We start from the raw sequence: 20394 nt of genomic DNA, 5'->3' as shown, positions 1-20394 counted from the left end.
CGATCGTCCACGGAGGTACACACGATGAGCCCAGTCCCCCCACCAGGACTCGTTCCCGAGCGGTTGCGCGGCCATCTCGACCGCGCGCTTCCCGGCCTGGTGAGCGGACCGCTCGACGCGCGGCTGATCGAGGGCGGCCGGTCGAATCTGACGTACGCCGTCACCGATACCGCCGATCCCGCCCACCGCTGGGTGGTCCGCAGACCCCCGCTGGGCCATGTGCTGGCCACCGCGCACGACATGAAACGCGAGTACCGCGTGATCGAGGCGCTGTATCCGACGGCCGTGCCGGTGCCCGAGCCGCTGTTGCTCTGCGAGGACGAGTCCGTGCTCGGCGCGCCCTTCTACGTGATGGAGTACGTGGCGGGCACGCCCTACCGTACGGCCGAACAGCTCGCCCCGCTCGGCCCCGAGCGCACCCGCGGCGCCGTCCTCGCGCTGGTCGACACGCTTGTCGAGCTGCACGCCGTCGATCCCGCGGCGGTCGGACTCGGCGACTTCGGCCGCCCCGACGGCTTCCTCGACCGGCAGCTGCGGCGCTGGGGCAAGCAGCTCGACGCCTCCCGCGACCGCGAGTTGGCCGGTATCGACGAGCTGCACGCGGCGCTCGGCCGGTCGCTGCCCGGCTCCCCCGCCCCGACCGTGATCCACGGCGACTACCGGCTCGACAATGTCCTGATCGATACGGACGACCGGATCAGGGCCGTACTGGACTGGGAGATGTCCACGCTCGGCGATCCCCTCACCGACCTGGGGCTGCTGGTGATGTACAGCACGCCCCTGGAGCTGACGGGCTCCCCGATCAGTACGACGGCCGAGGCGGCGGGCCACCCCACGCCCGGCGAGCTGATCGAGCGCTACGCCGCGGGTTCGGGCCGGGACACCTCGGCGATCTCCTGGTACACGGCGTTCGCCTGGTTCAAGCTCGCCGTGATCCTGGAGGGCATCCACTACCGCCACACCCTGGGCCAGACCGTGGGGCCCGGCTTCGACCGGATCGGCGCGCTCGTGCCCGTCTTCATCCAGCACGGCCTCACCACCCTCCAGGAAGGCTGAGTACCTCATGGACTTCGCATTCGACGCCCGGACCGAAGAACTGCGGGCCAGGCTGCTCGCCTTCATGGACGCGCACGTCCTGCCGGCCGAGGCGGTCGCGCACGAACAGCGGTCCCTGCTGGCCGATCCCTGGGACACCCCGGCGGTCGTCGAGGACCTCAAGGCCGAGGCGCGCGCCCAAGGTCTGTGGAATCTCTTCTTCGTGGACCAGCACACCGGGCCGGACCCGCGGTACGGCGCCGGGCTGACCAATCTCCAGTACGCGCCGCTCGCCGAGATCACCGGGCGCTCCCCGCAGCTGGCCCCCACCGCGCTGAACTGCGCCGCGCCCGACACCGGGAACATGGAACTGCTCGCCCAGTTCGGCACCGCCGAGCAGCGCGAGCAGTGGCTGGAGCCGCTGCTCGCGGGCGAGATCCGGTCGGCGTTCGCCATGACCGAACCCGATGTGGCGTCCTCGGACGCGACCAACATTCAGACGCGGATCCGGCGGGACGGCGACGACTACGTCATCAACGGCCGCAAGTGGTACATCTCCGGGGCGATGAACCCGGACTGCGCGATCTTCATCGTGATGGGCAAGACCGACCCCCACGGCGAGGACATCCGCCGCCAGCAGTCGATGATCCTGGTCCCGCGCGACACCCCGGGGCTCGAAGTCCGGCGCGCCATGCGGGTGTACGGCTACGAGGACCACTCCCACGGCGGCCATGCCGAGGTGGTCTTCGACAACGTCCGGGTGCCCGCCTCGCATCTCGTCGGCGAGGAGGGCGGCGGTTTCGCGATCGCGCAGGCGCGGCTCGGTCCCGGCCGGATCCACCACTGCATGCGACTGATCGGGATGGCCGAGCGGGCGATCGAGCTGATGTGCCGCAGGGCTCTGTCCCGCACGGCGTTCGGAAAGCCGCTCGCCCAGCAGGGCGTCGTCCAGAACTGGATCGCGGACGCCCGGGTGACGGTCGAACAGCTGCGGCTACTCGTACTCAAGACGGCCTGGCTGATGGATACGGTCGGCAACAAGGGTGCTCACACGGAGATCCAGGCGATCAAGATCGCCACCCCGCGCGCGGTCGTCGACATCATCGACTCGGCGGTGCAGCTGTACGGCGCGGGCGGGGTCGGCCAGGACTTCCCGCTGGCCGAACTGTGGGCCGCGGCACGGACCTTGCGGCTCGCGGACGGTCCCGACGAGGTGCATCAGCGGTCGCTGGCGCGGCGGGAGCTGAAGAAGTACCTCTGAGCGGGCCCACCGGGGCCGGTGCGTCCGGGGTCGGTGCGTCCGGGGTCGGCGCGCCCGGGGTCGGTGCGCCCGGGGTCGGTGCGTACGGCGTGCTGCCGACCTGCGTTGTCAGGAGTCGGGCGACGGCGGTGGGAGCAGGCCGAGGGACTGGGCGCGCATGACCGCGGAGAGCCGGTCGCAGGTGCCCAGTCTGCGGTAGATGCCCTCGATGTGCTTGTGGACGGTGCGCGGGGAGATATGCAGCCGTCGGGCGATCGCGGTGGCCGGCATGGCCTCCGCGAGCAGTGTGAGGACGGTGAGCTGACGGGGTGTGAGCCCCGCCTCCGCCGCCCGCTCGGCCGGGTCCGCGACGGAGGCGACGCGAGAGGGGGCGGGACAGGAAGGGGCGGCGCGGCCGGCGGCGGCGCGCCATCGCGCGAGGGCGCTGTAGTGGGAGTCGATACTGACCAGCAGCGGCTGAACGCGGCGGGCGTACGCCAGCTCCTCCGCCGTGAAGTCGTCCTGCGGATGGTGCAGTACGAAGCCTCGGGCGACACCGGCCGGGGCGGGCAGCGGAATCCCGAGCATATGGGCACCGAGGGTCCCTCGGGCCAGGCGGTGGCTACGGCTGCGCAGCCATGAGCGTTCGCCCATGATCTGGCTCGCCGACAGCGGGGTGTGGTCCCGCGCGGAGGTGTAGTGGGCCACGAGGGGGTTGTCCGCGCGGAGTTGCCGACGGGTCAGCGCGTCCAGATAGTCCTGTGAGAACGCGTGCGTGGACTTCCATGCCACCACACGGCCGGTCCGCTTCGCGTAACTGGCCTGGGAGAGCGAGACCGCCGACGCGTGCATGCCCCGGGCCAGTTCGGCGAGGACCGAGGACCAGGCGGGCTCCGGGTCCGGGCGTTCCAGCACGGCGACAGCCAGACCGAGCATATGGGCGTAATCACGCCACAGGACAGACCCCATCGAAACCCCCGCGCCCCCGACGGCCGGTGCTGACCGGTGATCGCCGATGCTGACTTTACGCACCGATATCAGTACTCTCCGTGTTCATTCTGCCGTACCTCTCGCTCGATGGACAGCCCGACCGAGGGGTGAACCGGCCTGAACGGCCAAACACCACAAGGGGGCTCCCGGGGCTCGCGCACAGCCGCTGCCCCGGGAGCCCTGGGCCGAGGGGGTGCCCGCCGACGCAGTCGCCACGGCCACGGCGACTCCACCAGCGCCCTCCGACCCGTCACGCCCTCCGGCCGTCGCTCCGTCCGGGCTCACGCCACAGGAGCTCCCGGCCGTCGGGCCGTCAGCAGGGCACGACGTAGAAGACCGGCGTCCAGGCCGCCGTGCCGGTCCGGGGTGCCCTGGAGGTCCGGCGAACGCCGCGGTCGGAGTTCAGGAACGTCGCGGTGGTCCCGCGGAGAGCGCCGGCCTGGGCGGGTGTCGGCCCGGCCCGGCGCGGGAACGAGCGGATCTTGTTCACCGGTCCCCCTTGAGTCATGCCGGTCCCCCTTGAGTCGTGTGCGCGTGGTCAGACGCACGGAACGCTTTCCGTCCCGTAGGTCGAACAACACTCATAGTGACCAAGCTGCGCGGCACCCACAATGCGTACAAGTACGTAGGGGGAGCACCCGCGTTCGGTGCGGGGGAACGCACGGGGCCGCGGCGGCACCGGGGTTCGGCCTCAGGGGCGCAGCGCGCGCAGCAGCAGATCCGCGAGATGGTCGGCGACCTGCTGCGGGGCGAGCGGGCCGTCCGGGCGGTACCAGGTCGAGAGATGGTGGACCGAGCCGAAGTGGTAGTCCACGACCAGATCGGCCGGGGTCGCGGTCGAGAAGACCCCGCTCCGCTGGCCCTCCTCGATCAGCGCGCGGAACCGCTCGTGGTAGCGGCGGCGCTCCGCCCGTACCCGCTTGTTCTTCTCCGGGCTCAGATGGTGCATGGAGCGGAAGAAGATCGCGGCGTCGTCCAGGTTGTCGATCGTCGTCACGACGACATCGGCGGCGGCGGCCCGCAGCCGGCGCTCCACCGGTTCGTCGGCGTCCGCGTAGGCGTCGAGACGTTCCTGCTGGAGGCGCAGGACACGGGCGTAGACCTCCTGGAGAAGGTCTTCCTTGGAGCCGAAGTAGTGGTAGAGCGCGCCCTTGGTGACGCCGGCCGCCTCGACGATCTCCTGGACCGAGGTGCGGTCGTAGCCGCGCTCAGCGAAGAGCCGGGTGGCGGCGGCCAGCAGTCGCTGGGGAACGGGGGTACCGTCCCCGTCCGTCGTTCTGGCCATCTGCCGTCACCTGCCTTTCGCTCCGTGCCGTCCTCGTGCGGTCCCGGGTGGCGCCCTCGTACCGTTCCCGGACCATGACGCCTGCCGTGACGTCCACGAGGGGGAACGCGGTTCCCGCCCGAGGATCTTCCCATCCGCTGTCCTGGGCGGCTCGGGCAGGATCGTGGCCGCGCGGGGCCGCGCGGGGCCATCGTGCGCGGCCCCGGTCGGTCAGTCCCGCGTGCCCTCGGCGCCCTCGACCGCCTCCCACCTCTGCTGGACGCGGTTCATCGTGGCGAGCCAGCGGTCGGGGTCGCCGGCGCGCGCCTGGTAGAAGCCCGCCACCTCGGGATGCGGCAGCACGAGGAACCGGTCCTCCGCCATGGCGGTGAACAGCGCCTCGGCCACGGCGGGCGGCTCGATGGCGGTGGGGGTGAGCACCAGCTCACCGGCGGTGCCGGAGGCGGTGAGCATGTCCGTACGCACACCCTGCGGGCAGATGGCGTGCACCTTGAGCCCGCGGTGACGGTAGGTGAGCGAGAGCCATTCCGCGTACGCCAGCGCGCCGTGTTTGGTGACGCTGTACGGGGCCGCGCCGATCATGGTGAGCAGTCCGGCGGCGGAGACGGTGGAGACGAACCTGCCGCTCCCGCGCTCCAGCCAGCCGGGCAGTAGCGCCCTGCTGGCGCGCACGTGCGCCATGACATTGACGTCCCAGGCGGCCGACCAGACGTCCTCGCCGGAGAGCGCGTCGCCTGGCGAGCCGAGCCCGGCGTTGGCGCAGTAGATGTCGACGGTGCCGCCGAGCGCTTCACGCGCGTCGGCCACGATCAGGGAGGCGTCGCCGGGGACCGCGACGGCGTCGATCTCCGCGGCGACGGCTTCGGCCTTCTCCGCGTCGAGGTCGTTGACCACCACCCGGGCGCCCTCGGCGGCGAATCCGCGGGCCAGCGCGGCGCCGATGCCGCCGCCGGCTCCTGTGACCACAACCCCCGCACCGCGCACCGAACTCATCGGGACCTGCCTTTCCGGCGTTCCGGTTCCTCTGCCTCGCCGACGGCCTCGTCGACTCCGGCAGACTAACCGGTCGGTATGTACGGCGGGAAGAGGGCCGGGCCCTGTCCGGGCGGGACTGGCGACGCGGCGTACGGTCCGCCTCGTTCCGCGCGGGCGACCGCCGCGCTAGCGTGCGTGGCCATGACAGCCGACAAGCCGATGCGCGGAGGTAGCGGAATGAGCCTGTCCAGACGGGGATTGCTGGCCGCCGGTGGCGCGATGGGTGTCGTGGGTGCGGCGAGTGCGGCGGGGCCCGCGGTCGCGGCCCCGGCCCCGACCCCCGCCCCGGCCGCCGCGCGCTCGGGAGACGGAGCCGGGGCCGCGCACCCCGGCGGCGGCGCGCGGGTGCGTACCGGGTTCGACCGGCTGGCCGCCGACGGCTACCGGCGGCTCGCCGGGGAGAAGGTCGGCGTGGTCACCAACCCGACCGGGATCACCTCCGACGCACGCCACATCGTGGATGTCATGCACGCCGACGCGCGGGTGAGACTGGTCGCCGTCTTCGGCCCGGAACACGGCTTCCGCGGCACGGCGCAGGCCGGCGGCTCCGAGGGCCGTTACGACGACCCGGCCACCGGGCTGCCCGTCTACGACACGTATCTGAAGAGCGGTCAGCCTCTCGCGGACATCTTCACCGCGTCCGGGGTCGACACCGTCGTCTTCGACATCCAGGACGCGGGCGCCCGCTTCTACACCTACATCTGGACGCTGTACGACTGCATGGAGGCGGCGGCGCTCGCGGGCAAGCGGTTCGTGGTGCTCGACCGGCCCAATCCGGTGACCGGGCGGGCGGCCCTCGGGCCGGTACTCCAACGGGAGTTCGCGACCTTCGTGGGGCGTCAGCCGATCTCACAGGCGCACGGCATGACCGTCACCGAACTGGCGCGGCTGTTCAACGGCGAGTTCCTCACGTCGAAGCCGGTGGAACTGGACGTCGTCACGATGGCGGGCTGGCGGCGCGGCGACTTCTTCGACGCGACGGGCCTGCCGTGGGTGCCGCCGAGCCCCAATATGCCGACGCCCGACACCGCGTTGGTGTACGCCGGGACCTGTCTCTTCGAGGGGACGAATCTGTCGGAAGGACGGGGCACGACACGGCCGTTCGAGCTGCTGGGCGCGGAGGGCATCGGCCGCGAGTGGGCGGCGGCGGCCAACGCGCTGGAGCTGCCGGGGGTGCGCTTCCGTGAGGCGTACTTCGCGCCGACCTTCTCCAAGTTCCAGGGCCGGACGGTCGGCGGTGTCCAACTCCATGTCCACGACCGGGAGTCGTTCGATCCGGTACGCACCGGCATCGCGCTGCTGGTGACGGCGAAGCGGTCGTGGAGCGGGTTCGCCTGGCGCCCCGACAACTGGATCGACAAGCTGACCGGGTCGACGAAGGTCCGGGCGCTGATCGACGCGGGCGCGGACACGGACGAGGTGACCGGCGCGTGGCAGAGCGAACTGGCCGCGTTCCGTGCCGTACGAGGGGGATACCTGCTCTACCGGTGACCGCTCCGCCGATGACCGCTCCACCGGTGACCCGCTTCGCCGAGGGCCGCATGAGTCCGTCGGCGAGCGCACGACGCGGCCGATAACAATCGGTAGCACGGCGATTTCGGAGAGTGCTCAACGCGCGCCGTTGACCGTGTCGTTCACCGGCCGTGAAAGTGCCTGTCGTGATCGACGAAACTCTGTCCCCCACTCCCACGGCGCCCGCCGCGGACACTCCGGAACGCCAGGAGAGTCCGCGCCGGGTGGCCGTGGCGAGCTTCATCGGCAACACCATCGAGCTCTACGACTTCTTCATCTACGGCATGGCGGCGGCGCTGGTCCTCGACGACGTCTTCTTCCCCAACCTCTCCCCCCTCAACGCCACGCTCGCGTCCTTCTCCACGTACGCGGTGGCCTTCCTGGCTCGCCCGATCGGCTCAATCGTCTTCGGCCATTTCGGTGACCGCGTCGGCCGTAAAACCGTTCTGGTCACCTCGCTGCTGCTGATGGGTGTGTCCACGGCGCTGGTGGGGCTGCTGCCCGGCTATGCCACCCTGGGCAGTTGGGCGCCCCTGCTGCTCGTCATGCTCCGCTTCCTCCAGGGCATCGGGATCGGCGGCGAGTGGGGCGGCGCGGTGCTCCTGGCCGTCGAGCACGCACCGCCCGGGAAGCGTGGGCTGTACGCGGCGTTCCCCCAACTCGGCCCGCCCGTCGGCTTCTCCGCCGCCACCGGTGTCTTCTGGTTGATGTCCGCGTCGCTCGACGAGGCCGCCTTCGCCAGTTGGGGCTGGCGCGTTCCGTTCCTGCTCTCCTTCCTGCTGGTCGCCGTCGGACTGGTCGTACGGCTGAAGATCAGCGAGACCCCGGTGTTCGCGCGGTCCGTGGCGCGACGCGCGGCGAGCAGGGCTCCGCTGATGGAACTCCTGCGGCGTCACACCCGTGAACTGCTGCTCGGTGCGGGCGCGATGGCGATCGTGTACGCGCTCTTCTACACGTCGATGACCTACGGCCTGTCGTACACCACGAACTCGCTGGGCGTGCCCCGCAATACGATGCTGGCGCTCTCCCTGGTCGCGTGCCTCTTCCTCGCGGCCGGCATCTGGTTCTCCGCCACCCGCTCCGACACGGACGGCCGACGGGGACTGGTCCTGTCGGGGTGCGGACTGGCCGCGGTCTGGAGCCTGTTGCTGTTCCCGCTGCTCGACACCGGGCGGCCGGTGCTGATGGCGCTGGCCCTCGGTGGCGCGCTGTTCTGTCTGGGCGTGACATCCGGTCCGATGGGCGCCTACTTGCCGGAGCTGTTCCCGGCACGCGTGCGCTACTCGGGCGCGTCGCTCGCGTACAACCTCGGCGGTGTCCTGGGCGGCGCCGTCTCCCCCTTGGTCGTGCCGCGCCTTCAGTCCGGCTTCGGCTCGGCGTCGGTGGGCTGGTACGTCTTCGGGATGGCCGTGGTCTCCCTGCTGTGCGTGCGGGCGCTGCCGGAGACACGGGAGCGCGAGCTGGGCTGACACGCGAGGCCCGGCGCCGTCCGGTCCGGGCTCGGTCCGTACTCGCCCCTGCTCGCCCGTGTTCCATCGAGGCTCGGTCCGTGGGGAAACAGCCCTTCAGCGGGCGCCGAGCGCGCTGGCCAGGAACCGCGCCTGGGCCTCGGTGAGTTTCGTCGCGATCGTGACCGTGGGGCTCGTCAGCCGGTCCAGGACGACGGGGTTGGCCAGCAGCCGGCTGCCGGTGACGACGGCGATCTCGTTGCGCGGTTCCGGCTGTCCGGCGACCTGCCCCGTCAGAAGGGTGAAGCGGGCCGCGTCCTCGCTGTTGAAGGTGACCTCGACGACCCAGCCCTGCCCCGACTCCCGGTCCTCGAACGCGCGGACGCCGTCCAGCTTCCGTACGGTCAGCCCGCCGGCGCGGGAGACCGTGGCACAGGCACCGCGGTCGTCCGCCGTATAGGAGAGCGACGGATCGGGGGCGGGCAGGGCGGCGGGGTCGGCCCCGCACACTCCGGTCGTCTTCCGCTCCACGGCGTAGAACCCGACCGGTTCGTCGGGCGCGACGACCGTCGGTCCGGCGCTCTCCCACGGCCGTAACACCAGGAGGACCGCCAGCGCCGCGGACCCGACGGCCGTCGCGGCGGCCCACGCCCAGGTCCGCGCGGGCCGGCGCCGTGGTGGGTCCGGCGGCGCGGGCGGCAGCACCGAGGTAGGGGGCGGTGCCACCACCGGGCCTGTCGCGGCGTCCGGGTCGGCGCGCCGCCGCGCCTCCGCCACCTCCTGGGAGCGGCGCTCGCGGTATCGCTCGATCTCGGTGATCCAGGCCGGGTCGAGCCAGTCGGCCCCGCCCCGGGCCTCCGGCCGGCGCCGCAGATGTGCGGCGCACATCTCCAGGATCCGGGCGGGTGTCGGCCGGTCCGCCGGGTCGAGCGCCAGGCAGGGCAGCACCAGGGTTTCGAGTTCGGGTGCCAGCCCGGACACGTCCACGTCGCCCATCGCCGCCCGAACCAGCTGCTCCAGGGCGGGACCCGCGCCGCCGTCCCGGTACGGCGCCCTGCCGACCGCCAGATGGAAGAGGGTCGCACCCAGCGAGAAGACGTCCGAGGCCGGGGTGGTGGGATCGCCCTTCGCCTGCTCGGGAGCGGCGAACGCGACCGTACCCAGCACGGCCTGGGTCCTGGTCACATCGTCGGCCTGGGAGATCCCGAAGTCGATCACTCGTGGGCCCTCGATGGGCAGGAGGACGTTCGACGGTTTCACATCGCGGTGCACCAGGCCGGCCGTGTGCATGCTGACCAGTGCCTCCGCGATACCGGCCGCGACCCAGTACAGGGCGTCCGGCCTCAGCGTCCCGCAGCCGGCCACCAGATCCCCCAGCGAGGGCGCCGCGATGTACTCCGTCGCCATCCAGGGCATGGGCGCCGTGGCGTCCGCGTCCACGACGCTCGCCGTGTACACCCCCCGTACCCGCTGCGCGAGCGCCACCTCACGGGCGAAGCGGCGCCGGTCGGCCTCGGAGACCACGTCGCTCGCGCCGTCCGCCAGCAGTGTCTTCACGGCCACGGTCCTGCCGCCCGGTGAGCGGGCCAGGTAGACACGGCCCATCCCGCCGCCGGCCAGCTCCGCCAGTACTGTGAACGGTCCGAAACGGCGGCCCTGCCGCGGTGTCGCGCGCATCCGGTCACTCACGTCGTCGCCCACCCTGCCGCCCCCCGAGCCGCCGCGCCAACGGCCGTCACTGTAACGGTGATCGGCCCGCGGCGTCCCCCGCTTCGTACGCGCGGGACGCCGCGCGAGCTCCCGGCCGCCGACCGGTCGCTAACGGTGGCTCGGGAACTCCACCACCTGCTGGTACGTCGGCCTGTTCTGCCAGTTGACCTTCGGGTGGTTGATGCCGCCCAGCGCCCGGTGGATGATCGTGTCCGTGCACCACTGGTCCCCGGCCGCGCAACTGTCGTCGCCCGGATACACCGCGCCCGCGGGTGCCGCCGCCGCTGTCTTCAGGGCGGTGAGGAGCACGTCACGGCAGGCACTCAGGGAGCCGCCCCCGCAGAAGGTGTCCGGTGTCGGGGCCTGGACCGGTTCGCCCAGGACCTGACGGAGATCCTTGTCGACATATCCCCACCAGCCGTACTGGAACGCGGAGCCGCTGTGCGCGCCCGTCGGGCCATGGCTGGAAGCCGGGGACTCGTCGGTCGGGAGCGAGGCGGTGAGCGCCTGGAAAAGGCCGTCGCCGAGGCCCGGCCCAAACGCGGCCTCCACCAGCCTCGGCCACCACGCGTCCATGATCCGTACGGCGTCGGCGTGCCCGTACGTGTGCGAGCCCTGCGCCGTCTCCTTGCGCGGGGAGCCCGCCGCGTGCCAGGACTCCAGTCGCTGTACGGCGGTGCTGAGCTGCGGATCCGTGACGGGCGCCGAACGCAGCACCCTCAGCAGCTCCGGCAGCACCTGCTCACCGCGCAGATCGGTCACGGCCGCCTCGGCCATCGCCCTGGTGAGCGAGGCACGGGTGACGCCGCCGTCCGCGACCAGCTTCTTGACGCGGTCGTCCAGCAGATCGCCGCGGTGCACCGCGCCGAAGCCGAAGCCCGCCGCGTCGTACTCCTTCGCCTGCCGGTTGTTCCAGGAGATGTAGTAGTCCTGCCCGACCGACTGCGGATGCTGGGCGAAGGGCGTGTACGTGGCGGTGTTGTGCACCGGGTCGAAGCCCTGCCATTCGTACGCCTGCTCGGCCTTGACGGGCAGCGCCGGATCGACGCCCGCCGCGCGCACCGGGTTCGAGCCGCTGTTGAAGAAGGCGGCCGTGCGCGAGTCCGCGTAGAACCAGTTGAAGGCGTAGCCGATGCGGTGCGCCGCCTGCTGGAAGGAGGCGGCGTCCTTGGTGTACGCGGGGTCGTTGAGCATCTGGAAGCCGATGATCGAGTCGGCTTCGTGCCGGTAGGTGGTCCGCAGTGAGGTGTAGGCGACGGGCTTGCCGCCGATGGTCGCGCGGTGGGTGACCATGCCGTACTTGGTACGCCAGACCTGGAGCCGGTAGGAGCCCGCGGCGGTGGAGTCGGCGACGGTCGGCTTCCAGGAGTTGCTGCGCTCCATCTTCTCCATCGGGGTGCAGACGGAGCGGTAGAGGTAGTGCGTGGACGCCTTGGTGGCGGGCGAGCCGTTCGGTTCGCACAGCTCGATGGCGTAGGTGTCGGTGATGTCCTGGCCCGCCGAGGTGGCGCTCCAGGCGTAGTCCTGGCCGCGCCCCATCTGGACGTACATGCCGACTCCGGCGAAGGCGACGCCTCGGGCGCTGATGCCGGGGCCCTGGAGTTCCTGGAGCATCATGAGCTGTGGCGCGAAGTAGCCGGTCTGCGGCCCGAAGACGGCCACGGGATTGCCGCTCGCGGTGTGCTGTCCCGAGACGAGCAGCGCGTTGGACATCCCGCGCTTGGCGGAGAGCGATCCGGGCGGGACGACACCGTCGTCGAAGAGGCCCTGGAGCGGCTTGAGTTTCTCCGGGGCGGCGACCGGGGCCTTGGCGTTCGTGGCGGCCGAGCCGGTCCTGTCGTACACCAGCTGTTCGGCCTGGACCGAGCCGGCGTCGGGCATGGCCGTACCGCGCGGCTGGGCGGGCTTGCGCGCGTACGGGAAGCGGGTGCCGTCGTGGACGGTGAGCACGGCCTCGGGATCGTCGCGCTGGCGGAACGACTCCCAGACCTCGGTGCCCTTGACGACACCGTACTTCTGCTGGGCGGCGAGGAGCGAGAGCGCCGCCTGTACCTCGCCGCCGCCCCCGCCGCCGAACTGTCCGCCGACGACGGACGCTATGGAGATCAGGTCGGTGAGCTTGAAGGGCTGGATCTCGCCGACGTTGGTGATGGAGTCGATCTTGCCGGTGAGTACGTACTCGCCGGGGAAGTAGCGGCCGTCCTTGGACTTCTGGCGGTAGGCGTTGATGCCGTCGACATACGCCTGCGCGTCCGCCATGGCCAGCTCGCCGCGCTCGCCCTCGGTGGTCCTGATCCGCTCGATCTGGGCCTCGTACTCCGCTTCCGTGTACGGGGCCGAGGGCCAGAACTGCTGCTCAAGGCCCTGGTTGGCGAGCGCGCCGCCCGCGAAGGAGGTCAGCTCGCCGCGGCCGATATGGCGGAAGAGGTCCATCATCCACAGCCGGTCCTGCGCCGCCGCGTAGCCGGCGCCGAACTCGGTGCCGTAGCGGGTGGTGCCCTTGATGTGCGGGACGCCCGTCTTCTTGTCGCGGGTGATGGTGACGTCGTCGCGCGGGGAGGTGACGGACTCGATCTGGTCCGCGGGTACCCCGAAGGAGGCGTCGTTGAAGAAGTCGGCGAGCTTCGCGTCGGTGAGTCCGCCATGACCCGCCACCAGCGCGTCGTACCGGGCGAGTTGATCGGAGGCATGGGCGGGGAAGGTGCCGAACAGACGGTTGCCGAGGATGTCGGCGAGGGTGGCGTTGCCGTTCTGGCCGGGCGGCAGGATATCGGCGCACTGGCCCTGGCAGTGATCGGTGACGGGGTCGGCCGCCGCGCCGCGGGCGTCCGCGTCCGCCGCGGGGGCGGGTGCCCGTGCGGGTTCGGCGGCAGCCTGTGGCAGCGGGGTCAGCAGAGCCGCGCCCAGCGCGAACACCGCCGCGGCGGTGGCGCTGGCGAGTCTTCCGGTGCGTCGTCGCATGGGTGCTCCTCGGGGAGGCCGGTGCCCGGAGGTTACCGACGGTATGACCGCCCAGTAAGATGAACATCAGTCACCTTTTCCGAACCGCCAGGCGCCGGTTTCTGTGAATCGCCATCGAATTCGGCTCGATAACAACCGGAATGTCGGAATCCATGGGTGCCATCTGTTTTTTGATGGAGCCGAATGGGGCAGGCGTACGTCCATTCCTCAACGCCGATGAAGCGACGGAGGTGGCATGCGATGGCCGGATTCCGGAGTCTTGCGAGACAGGTGCGCGACCCGCGATGCGATCTGGCCTTGCGACGGTACTCACTGCGCAAGTGCTTGGAGCGATTCGCCCCTTATGGGCACCGGGCTACCTGGGATCATCTGTGCGCGAGGCACAGCATCGAGCCCGAGGACAGGGCACCCGATCCGGTGCGGCTGATGGCCGCGCTGGACGAGCTGGAGGAGGCGCGGGCCGTCTGGCTCACGTACGAGAGGGAGTTCGCGGAACGGCGCAGGCGCGAGAAGTACGAAGGGCTGCGGCGCCCCATGAGCTTCGACGACTGGCACCGGCGGACCTGGGGCGGTAACGGCGTCGCCCGGTGCGACGACCCGGCCGTCCATCCGGCCGAGTCACTGGCCGAGGTGCTGCGCCGACTGATCTCCGGACTGGAGACGGGCCCGGGGGCGACCTGCCCGGTCTGCGCGGACCATGACATCGTCTGGCGCCCCGACCTGGCGGGCGAGCCCTGGTCGGGACCGGTCTGTATGGGCTGCGGCATCGTCGTACCGCTGCCCGTCCTCACGTCCGAGGCACTGAAGCGGGCGAAGCGGGTGCGGCTCAAGGATCTGGCGTCGGTGGCCTGAGGTCCGCGGGGGCGGACCGCGGGTATGGCGCGCCCCCGCGGAATCGGTGATCTGTTCAGTCCTGTGGCACGGCGCGGTTCACGGCCGTGCGCGGGGTCAGGAGCATTCGGGGTTTTTCGGAGTCCGGCGTTCCGCGAGCAGGCGCGAGCCCGTCATGCGCTCACCGAAGATGTCGTCCGGGTTGGACAGCACACAGGTTTCCAGCGACAGACAGCCGCAGCCGATGCAGTCGGTCAAGTGGTCACGGAGCCGCCCGAGTTGCTTGATGCGCGCGTCCAGCTCCGCGCGCCAGGCCGCCGAGAGCCGCGCCCAGTCGTCCCGGTTCGGGGTGCGCTCCTGCGGCAGTTCGGCCAGGGCGTCCCTGATCGTCGCGAGCGGGATACCGACGCGCTGGGCGGCGCGGACGAAGGCCACACGGCGCAGTGCGTCGCGCCCGTAGCGGCGCTGGTTACCACTTGTTCTGCGGCTGCGGATGAGCCCCTTGGACTCGTAGAAGTGCAGGGCGGACACGGCGGCACCGCTGCGCGCCGACAACTGGCCGACGGTGAGTTCGTGGATCTTCTCCGGAATCTGAGGCACCCCTAGACCCTAGGTCGTCCACTCTGTGTCCGCGTTGACAGGAGAGCGGTGGCCCCACATGCTGAGCAAGCGCTTAGACGGATGCGCCTGACAGGCTTCATGGGCTGGAGAGGCAGGGAACAGGGACATGGCCGAGCCGAGGATCTTCACCTCCGCCGAGGAACTGCGCGCCGGGGTCGGCGAGCAGCTGGGGCACAGCGAGTGGCTGGAGATCGACCAGAAGCGGATCGACCTCTTCGCCGAGGCCACCGGTGATCACCAGTGGATCCATGTGGACCCGGAGCTGGCCGCGACCGGGCCGTTCGGGACGACGATCGCGCACGGCTATCTGACGCTGTCGCTACTGCCCGCGTTCGTGCCGCAGATCCTGCGGGTCGAGAACGTGAAGATGGGCATCAACTACGGGACGAACAAGGTCCGTTTCCCCTCCCCCGTACCGGTCGGCTCGCGGCTGCGCGCGTCGGCCGTTCTGACGGAGTTCACGGAGGCGGGCGGCGGGGTGCAGCTCACCACGCTCGTGACGGTGGAGCGCGAGGGCGGTGAGAAGCCGGCCTGTGTGGCGGAGTCGGTCTCCCGGTACTACTTCTGACCGGTACTACTTCTGAGGGGCTCCGCTCCCGCGCGATCACTTCCGCGCGATCACTTCCGCACGGTCACTTCCGCGCGATCACTTCCGCACGGCGACCATGCGCAGGACGAGGTCGGCGTAGAGGGCGCCGACCTCGTCGGGGGTACGGGCCCCCGCCGCGTTGAACCAGCGCGCCACATCGATACAGAGCGACAGCACCGCGAGTGTGGTGCCCGGTACGTCGGGGACGTCGAACTCCCCGTCCCGCACGCCGTCGACGAGGATGCGCCGCACCGTCGCCGTGCTGCGCCGCCGCAGTTCGACGATCTCGGCCCGGTGCTCGGGGCCGAGCGCGTCCAGCTCGTACTGCACGACCCGCGCCGTGGTGTGTCCCTCGGCGTGCCAGCGCACGAAGGAGTGGACGGCCTCGGCGAGCCGCTGCGCCGCCGTGCCCTCGCCGTCGGCCGCGGCCGTCAGCAGCGCCAGGGCCTTGTCGTGGCCGATCCGGCTGATCCGGTGGAGCAGTTCTTCCTTGGTCTTGTAGTGGATGTAGAGCGCCGCCGGACTCATCCCGGCGCGCCCGGCGATATCGCGGGTGGTGGTGGCGTGGTAGCCACGCTCGGCGAACGCCTCGACCGCGGCGACCAGCAGTCTTCTGGCTGCCTCCGGGGTGACCTCACCCCACGGCGCGTTCTCGCCGTCCCCTGTCCGCTCCGCCGCGCGCATCGCTCACCTCTTCCCGTTCCATCCGGCTCACCCGTCCCGCCCGGCCCACCGGGCGGGACGAACACCATACCCCGAGGGTGAGCAAGCGCTTAGAGCGACTCCGGGCTTCCGTCGCGGGGGCCTGCGGCCACGAACGACGGGTCAGAGCTTCTGGAAGGGGTCGTGCTCAGCGAGCATCTTCTCAAGTCTCGCCTGGTCGACCCGGCTGACGATCTGACCGGCCTCCTGGCGGTCTCTGACCACCTTGGCCAGGGTGAACGCCGAGGTCGTCAGATACAGGACGGCGATACCGAGAAAGCCGCGCACCCACGCGCTGGCTTCGAGCTTGATGATGCCGACGGTCACGGCCGCCAGCGCGAGGCCGAAGGAGAGGACGGCCTGACCGTAGAAGGCCGCGGTGTTCTGCTGCTTGACGGGAGTCTCAGTCATACCGGTCAGCATCGAGGGCGCCTGCGCCCGCCACATCCGTATCCCTACTCAGCGGGTACTCAGAGCCGGTACGAGGAAGCCCGACCGAGGAAGCCCGACCGAAGAAGGCCGAGGAAGCCCGAGGAAGCCCGGCGCGCCGCGCTTGGCCCGAGGTTCACCCGCGCACCCCACAGTCCATCAGCACCGCCGGCTCCTGATCGGCAGGCCCTACCATGTGCGCCATGGCCAGACCGCGCAAGCCCCTGCTCAGCAGAGAACGCATCGTCGAGGCGGCGGGCGCGCTCGTGGACGCGGAGGGCCTGGAAGCGGTCTCCACCCGGCGGCTCGCGGCCGAGCTGGGGGTGAGCGGACCCTCCCTCTACAACCACTTCCGTACCAAGGACGAGATCCTCGAAGCCGTCGCCGACGCGGTCGCCGCGCGGGTCGATCTGTCGATGTTCGAGGAGAGCGACGGCCGTGACTGGCGCACCGCGCTGCACGACTGGGCCGTCTCCTACCGCGCGGCGCTCGCCGACCACCCGCACCTCGTCCCGGTCCTCGCCGTCGGCCCCGGCCGCCGGCCGGCCGGGCTGCGGATCGCCGACGCCGTCTTCGGGGCGATGGTCCGGGCCGGCTGGCCGCCCGCGCAGGCCACCCATATCGGCGCGCTGATGCGGTACTTCATCACCGGCTCGGCGCTCGGTTCGTTCGCGCGCGGCTTCGTCGACGACGCGACGGCGTACGACCCCGCCGAATATCCGCACCTCGGCCGGGCCCATCTGCTCGCCGAGCGGCAGCAGCAGGTGGACGAGGGTGCTTTCGAGACCGGGCTGCGGGCGCTGCTCGACGGCCTCTCCCTCCAGCACGAGCGGTACGCGTCGGCGACAGGGACAGGGACAGGGACAGGGACGGGTACGGGGCCGGGGCCGCGGACGTAGCCGGGGACGGGGCCGGGGACAGGGGGACGGCGTCGGCTCCCGCGGGCGCGCGCTTCGGCCCGCGCCGAAACGTCCCTGGGTGACCGAGGACGGGGAGCGGGAGCCGTACGAGAGGCTGGGTGTCGAGCCCGCGATATTGCGGTGAGAGCCGACGCGTTGTCCGCGTACCTTCACCGTATGACGCACTCGAACATCTCCGCCCGCCCCGCCCCTCCGACCTGGCTGCCCGTGGCCGCGGCGGGAGTGACGGTCGTGCTCTGGGCCTCGGCCTTCGTCTCGATCCGCAGCGCCGGCGCCGCCTACTCGCCGGGCGCGCTGGCCCTCGGCCGGCTGGTCGCGGGCGCGCTCGTCCTCGGCGCGGTCTGGCTCGTACGGCGTGAGGGCCTTCCGCCGCGCGCCGCCTGGCCCGGGATCGCGGTGTCGGGTCTGCTCTGGTTCGGCGTCTACATGGTGGTGCTGAACTGGGGCGAGCAGGAGGTCGACGCGGGCACGGCCGCGATGGTCGTGAACATTGGCCCGATCCTCATCGCCCTGCTCGGCGCCCGGCTGCTGGGCGAGACGCTGCCGCCCCGGCTGCTGGCGGGCATGGCGGTGTCGTTCGCGGGCGCGGTCGTGGTGGGGCTCTCGATGTCCGGCGAGGGCCATGCCTCGGTACTGGGGGTGCTGCTGTGTCTGCTGGCGGCGGTGGCCTACGCGGGCGGGGTGGTGGCGCAGAAGCCCGCGCTGGCGAAGGCGAGCGCGCTCCAGGTGACCACCTTCGGCTGTCTGGTCGGCGCCGTCGCCTGTCTGCCGTTCGCCGGACAACTGCTCCACGAGGCCGCCGACGCCCCGCTGTCCGCCACGCTCAACATGGTCTATCTGGGCGTGTTCCCGACCGCGCTGGCGTTCACGACCTGGGCCTACGCGCTGGCCCGTACGACGGCGGGCCGGATGGGCGCGACGACGTACGCGGTCCCGGCGCTGGTCGTGCTGATGGCCTGGCTGCTCCTGGACGAGATACCGGGCCTGTTCACGCTGGCGGGCGGCGCCCTGTGTCTGGCGGGGGTGACGGTGTCCCGCTCGCGCCCGCGCCGCGCTGCCGTGGTCGCGCGGCACGACGGCGGCACGGCCGCCGGGGACAGCACGGCGACGGACGCGGCGGCCCGGGCCGACTGAGCGCCCGCGCCCGTGGCCACGGTGCGAGTGAGTTTCCAGCAGGCCGGAACTCACGGCGGATTCCGGTGTTCTTTCGGGTTGTCGGCCGTGATCGGGAGGTTGCGGGGTGACAGCGAAGACGGCCGGGGCAGCGGGGCGTTGGCCCCCTCGGCACGGAACGACTGGATCAGGTAGGCCATCAGACGCCGGGATGCCGCGCTGTCGTCCGGCAGGGTGTTGATCAGAGCGCAGTTCGCCAACAGGGCCACGACGAGGTCGGAAGGGTGGAAATCGGCCCGTAGTGCGCCCGCTGCCTGCGCTCTGCGCACCAGGGTCGAGAGGTCCCGCTCGACGCGCTCCCGGGACCGCGCGTGTTCCGCCGGATCGTCGGGGAAGGCGGCGACGAACGCGGCCGGGAACCCCTTCTCCGCGCGCTGGAGCTCGCTGACCGTTTCGATCAGCCGCTGAAAGCCCTGCCATGGGTCGGGGTCGGCCAGGGCATCGTCGAGCGCCTGGGCGCAGGTCTCCATCTGCCGCGTGAACGCGCCCCGCACCAGGGCGTCCCGGGTCGGGAAATGTCGGTAGAGCGTCGCTACGCCAACTCCGGCCCGGCGGGCGACGGTCGCCATCGGTGCGTCGATCCCCTGCTGGGCGAAGACCGCGCGGGCAGCGGCGAGTACGCGCTCACGGTTACGCCGGGCGTCGGCCCGTACCCCGCCCGGTTCTGTGATCCGAGAGGATTTCGCCATCGATGTCTCTCGCTTCCGGTCCAAGTGGACGGTTCCATCCGTTTAAGAGCCTACGGTCGGTCCCGGATTCCCGTACGGACACCGTGACAAAGGGTGGGAACGATGGACGACCGCATGATGAAGGCAGTGCTCTTCGACCGTTTCGGCGGCCCCGATGTGCTCTACGTGGGCAGGGTGCCACGCCCCGAGCCGGCCCCCGGCGAGGTGCTTGTGCGGGTGGGCGCGTTCAGCGTCAACGGCGGCGAGCTCACGGCCCGTGCCGGCCGCATGCCGTTGCTGACCGGCCGGAAGTTCCCCCAGCGTGTCGGGTTGGACCTCACCGGCGAGGTCGCCGCGCTGGGCGCCGGTACGACACAGTTCGCGATCGGCGACCGCGTATGGGGTGTCCTGGGGCGGACCGCCGGGTTCGGCAGCGCGGCCGAGTACGTGAGTGTGCCCGCCAAACGGCTCGGCCGGATGCCCGATGGGCTGGACCTGGTCGAAGCCGCCACATTGCCGGTGGCCACCGCCGTCATCACCGCGCTGCGGGAGAAGGCCGGGCTGCGTTCCGGGGAGCGCCTGCTGGTACGGGGCGCGTCGGGCGGCACCGGCAGCGCCGGCGTCCAACTCGGCCGGGCGTACGGCGCCGAGGTCACGGCGCTCGCCCGCGCCGCCAATCTCGGCTTCGTCCGCGAACTCGGTGCTCACAAGGCCGTCGACCACCGGACAGTCCGCCCGGCGGAACTGGGCCGCTTCGATGTGGTCCTGGACACCGCGGGAGGCGATCTGCGGGAATTCCGGCGCCTGCTGGCCCCCGGCGGGCGCATGGTCACCCTCGCCTTCGACCCGGCACGGGCCGCCGCGACGCTCGGCTACGTCGCGGCCAGCACGGTCCATGGCCGTAGCCGGGTGCGCTTCTTCAGCGGCAACCCCACGCGGAAGGATTTCGACCGCCTCGCCCGTCATGTGGCCGAGGGGAAGCTGAGCCCGGCCGTGGACACGGTCTTCCCGCTGGAGGAGACGGCGGCGGCGCACCAGGCGCTGGAGTCGGGCGGTGTGCGGGGAAAGTACGTGGTCAGGGTCGCTCGGCCGGAGAGCTGAGGGCCGCTGCCGACGTCGGGGATCCGAGGTCCGAAGCCCTGGGTCCCGGCTAGGGCCTTTCGTTCGGATCTTGCCGGGCTCGCGTGCCCTGGCACCGCGCCTCGCCGCGTTGTCGTCAGTCACCAGGGCTCCGCCATGGCTCCC

At 71.4% G+C, this 20394-nt stretch carries 19 protein-coding genes; 9 read left to right on the top strand and 10 right to left on the bottom strand.

All coding sequences use genetic code 11. The annotated features are described in order from the left end of the window. The first annotated feature begins 24 nt into the window (after positions 1-24). Entirely contained in the window at positions 25-1056 is a 1032-nt protein-coding gene (locus ABTZ59_RS28930; protein WP_351419586.1) for a phosphotransferase family protein, read from the top strand. 7 nt (positions 1057-1063) lie between these two features. Next, a complete protein-coding gene (locus ABTZ59_RS28925; RefSeq protein ID WP_351419585.1) occupies positions 1064-2296 on the top strand; it encodes an acyl-CoA dehydrogenase family protein in 1233 nt (410 codons plus the stop codon). 108 nt (positions 2297-2404) lie between these two features. Here the strand turns inward: ABTZ59_RS28925 and ABTZ59_RS28920 are convergent, their stop codons facing one another. From ABTZ59_RS28920 to ABTZ59_RS28905, 4 genes are all read right to left on the bottom strand, one after another. After that, on the bottom strand, positions 2405-3244 hold the full coding sequence (locus ABTZ59_RS28920; RefSeq protein WP_351419584.1) for a response regulator transcription factor: 840 nt from the start codon (positions 3242-3244) through the stop codon (positions 2405-2407). A 334-nt stretch (positions 3245-3578) separates the two neighbouring features. Beyond that, positions 3579-3773, bottom strand: coding sequence for a hypothetical protein (locus ABTZ59_RS28915; protein WP_351419583.1), 195 nt, complete (start codon positions 3771-3773; stop codon positions 3579-3581). A gap of 183 nt (positions 3774-3956) precedes the next feature. Further along, complete coding sequence (locus tag ABTZ59_RS28910; protein WP_351419582.1) at positions 3957-4550, bottom strand: TetR/AcrR family transcriptional regulator; 594 nt, start codon at positions 4548-4550, stop codon at positions 3957-3959. A 210-nt stretch (positions 4551-4760) separates the two neighbouring features. Beyond that, positions 4761-5543, bottom strand: a complete 783-nt coding sequence (locus tag ABTZ59_RS28905) for an SDR family NAD(P)-dependent oxidoreductase (protein WP_351419581.1) — start codon at positions 5541-5543, stop codon at positions 4761-4763. 219 nt (positions 5544-5762) lie between these two features. Between ABTZ59_RS28905 and ABTZ59_RS28900 the strand changes: the two genes are divergently transcribed. Next, entirely contained in the window at positions 5763-7076 is a 1314-nt protein-coding gene (locus tag ABTZ59_RS28900) for an exo-beta-N-acetylmuramidase NamZ family protein (protein WP_351419580.1), read from the top strand. 170 nt (positions 7077-7246) lie between these two features. After that, positions 7247-8566 (top strand): MFS transporter, encoded by a 1320-nt coding sequence (locus tag ABTZ59_RS28895; RefSeq protein ID WP_351419634.1) that lies wholly within the window; start codon positions 7247-7249, stop codon positions 8564-8566. Between the two features lie 96 nt (positions 8567-8662). On the opposite strand, the gene ABTZ59_RS28890 is transcribed toward ABTZ59_RS28895, so the two are convergent. After that, the gene (locus tag ABTZ59_RS28890; RefSeq protein ID WP_351419579.1) at positions 8663-10234 is read right to left on the bottom strand and encodes a serine/threonine-protein kinase; all 1572 of its coding nucleotides are present in this window, start codon (positions 10232-10234) and stop codon (positions 8663-8665) included. Positions 10235-10363: 129 nt separating this feature from the next. Then, the gene (locus tag ABTZ59_RS28885; RefSeq protein WP_351419578.1) at positions 10364-13216 is read right to left on the bottom strand and encodes a penicillin acylase family protein; all 2853 of its coding nucleotides are present in this window, start codon (positions 13214-13216) and stop codon (positions 10364-10366) included. Between the two features lie 240 nt (positions 13217-13456). On the opposite strand from ABTZ59_RS28885, the gene ABTZ59_RS28880 reads away from it, so the two are divergent. Then, the gene (locus tag ABTZ59_RS28880; RefSeq protein WP_351419577.1) at positions 13457-14068 is read left to right on the top strand and encodes a hypothetical protein; all 612 of its coding nucleotides are present in this window, start codon (positions 13457-13459) and stop codon (positions 14066-14068) included. A gap of 96 nt (positions 14069-14164) precedes the next feature. Here ABTZ59_RS28880 and soxR read toward each other — a convergent pair whose 3' ends face one another. Beyond that, a complete protein-coding gene (gene soxR / locus ABTZ59_RS28875; RefSeq protein ID WP_351419576.1) occupies positions 14165-14647 on the bottom strand; it encodes a redox-sensitive transcriptional activator SoxR in 483 nt (160 codons plus the stop codon). Between the two features lie 127 nt (positions 14648-14774). Between soxR and ABTZ59_RS28870 the strand changes: the two genes are divergently transcribed. Next, positions 14775-15236 (top strand): MaoC family dehydratase, encoded by a 462-nt coding sequence (locus tag ABTZ59_RS28870; RefSeq protein WP_351419575.1) that lies wholly within the window; start codon positions 14775-14777, stop codon positions 15234-15236. A 78-nt stretch (positions 15237-15314) separates the two neighbouring features. On the opposite strand, the gene ABTZ59_RS28865 is transcribed toward ABTZ59_RS28870, so the two are convergent. Beyond that, on the bottom strand, positions 15315-15941 hold the full coding sequence (locus ABTZ59_RS28865; protein WP_351419574.1) for a TetR/AcrR family transcriptional regulator: 627 nt from the start codon (positions 15939-15941) through the stop codon (positions 15315-15317). A gap of 141 nt (positions 15942-16082) precedes the next feature. Next, positions 16083-16370, bottom strand: a complete 288-nt coding sequence (locus tag ABTZ59_RS28860; protein WP_351419573.1) for a YiaA/YiaB family inner membrane protein — start codon at positions 16368-16370, stop codon at positions 16083-16085. A gap of 221 nt (positions 16371-16591) precedes the next feature. On the opposite strand from ABTZ59_RS28860, the gene ABTZ59_RS28855 reads away from it, so the two are divergent. Together ABTZ59_RS28855 and ABTZ59_RS28850 are read left to right on the top strand one after the other, a co-directional pair. Then, entirely contained in the window at positions 16592-17287 is a 696-nt protein-coding gene (locus tag ABTZ59_RS28855) for a TetR/AcrR family transcriptional regulator (RefSeq protein ID WP_351419572.1), read from the top strand. A gap of 177 nt (positions 17288-17464) precedes the next feature. Continuing rightward, positions 17465-18442 (top strand): DMT family transporter, encoded by a 978-nt coding sequence (locus ABTZ59_RS28850; protein WP_351419571.1) that lies wholly within the window; start codon positions 17465-17467, stop codon positions 18440-18442. A 50-nt stretch (positions 18443-18492) separates the two neighbouring features. Here ABTZ59_RS28850 and ABTZ59_RS28845 read toward each other — a convergent pair whose 3' ends face one another. Continuing rightward, positions 18493-19170, bottom strand: coding sequence for a TetR/AcrR family transcriptional regulator (locus ABTZ59_RS28845; RefSeq protein ID WP_351419570.1), 678 nt, complete (start codon positions 19168-19170; stop codon positions 18493-18495). Positions 19171-19272: 102 nt separating this feature from the next. On the opposite strand from ABTZ59_RS28845, the gene ABTZ59_RS28840 reads away from it, so the two are divergent. After that, a complete protein-coding gene (locus ABTZ59_RS28840) occupies positions 19273-20250 on the top strand; it encodes an NAD(P)-dependent alcohol dehydrogenase (protein ID WP_351419569.1) in 978 nt (325 codons plus the stop codon). Positions 20251-20394: the final 144 nt, after the last annotated feature.

Origin of the sequence: Streptomyces sp. NPDC094034 (assembly GCF_040303865.1) — a bacterium.
Classification (GTDB): Bacteria; Actinomycetota; Actinomycetes; order Streptomycetales; family Streptomycetaceae; genus Streptomyces.
The sequence above is the reverse complement of the archived record's forward strand: the minus strand, read 5'-3'. Positions and strand labels throughout refer to the sequence as shown.

Excerpts from the sequence above, each read along its gene's own strand:
- ABTZ59_RS28845 (WP_351419570.1), bottom strand. The coding sequence starts at position 19,170 with ATGGCGAAATCCTCTCGGATCACAGAACCGGGCGGGGTACGGGCCGAC.
- ABTZ59_RS28840 (WP_351419569.1), top strand. The coding sequence starts at position 19,273 with ATGGACGACCGCATGATGAAGGCAGTGCTCTTCGACCGTTTCGGCGGC.
- ABTZ59_RS28865 (WP_351419574.1), bottom strand. The coding sequence starts at position 15,941 with ATGCGCGCGGCGGAGCGGACAGGGGACGGCGAGAACGCGCCGTGGGGT.
- ABTZ59_RS28870 (WP_351419575.1), top strand. The coding sequence starts at position 14,775 with ATGGCCGAGCCGAGGATCTTCACCTCCGCCGAGGAACTGCGCGCCGGG.
- ABTZ59_RS28885 (WP_351419578.1), bottom strand. The coding sequence starts at position 13,216 with ATGCGACGACGCACCGGAAGACTCGCCAGCGCCACCGCCGCGGCGGTG.
- ABTZ59_RS28930 (WP_351419586.1), top strand. The coding sequence starts at position 25 with ATGAGCCCAGTCCCCCCACCAGGACTCGTTCCCGAGCGGTTGCGCGGC.
- ABTZ59_RS28855 (WP_351419572.1), top strand. The coding sequence starts at position 16,592 with ATGGCCAGACCGCGCAAGCCCCTGCTCAGCAGAGAACGCATCGTCGAG.
- ABTZ59_RS28850 (WP_351419571.1), top strand. The coding sequence starts at position 17,465 with ATGACGCACTCGAACATCTCCGCCCGCCCCGCCCCTCCGACCTGGCTG.
- ABTZ59_RS28925 (WP_351419585.1), top strand. The coding sequence starts at position 1,064 with ATGGACTTCGCATTCGACGCCCGGACCGAAGAACTGCGGGCCAGGCTG.
- ABTZ59_RS28900 (WP_351419580.1), top strand. The coding sequence starts at position 5,763 with ATGAGCCTGTCCAGACGGGGATTGCTGGCCGCCGGTGGCGCGATGGGT.
- ABTZ59_RS28860 (WP_351419573.1), bottom strand. The coding sequence starts at position 16,370 with ATGACTGAGACTCCCGTCAAGCAGCAGAACACCGCGGCCTTCTACGGT.
- ABTZ59_RS28920 (WP_351419584.1), bottom strand. The coding sequence starts at position 3,244 with ATGGGGTCTGTCCTGTGGCGTGATTACGCCCATATGCTCGGTCTGGCT.
- ABTZ59_RS28915 (WP_351419583.1), bottom strand. The coding sequence starts at position 3,773 with ATGACTCAAGGGGGACCGGTGAACAAGATCCGCTCGTTCCCGCGCCGG.
- ABTZ59_RS28880 (WP_351419577.1), top strand. The coding sequence starts at position 13,457 with ATGGCCGGATTCCGGAGTCTTGCGAGACAGGTGCGCGACCCGCGATGC.
- ABTZ59_RS28905 (WP_351419581.1), bottom strand. The coding sequence starts at position 5,543 with ATGAGTTCGGTGCGCGGTGCGGGGGTTGTGGTCACAGGAGCCGGCGGC.
- ABTZ59_RS28910 (WP_351419582.1), bottom strand. The coding sequence starts at position 4,550 with ATGGCCAGAACGACGGACGGGGACGGTACCCCCGTTCCCCAGCGACTG.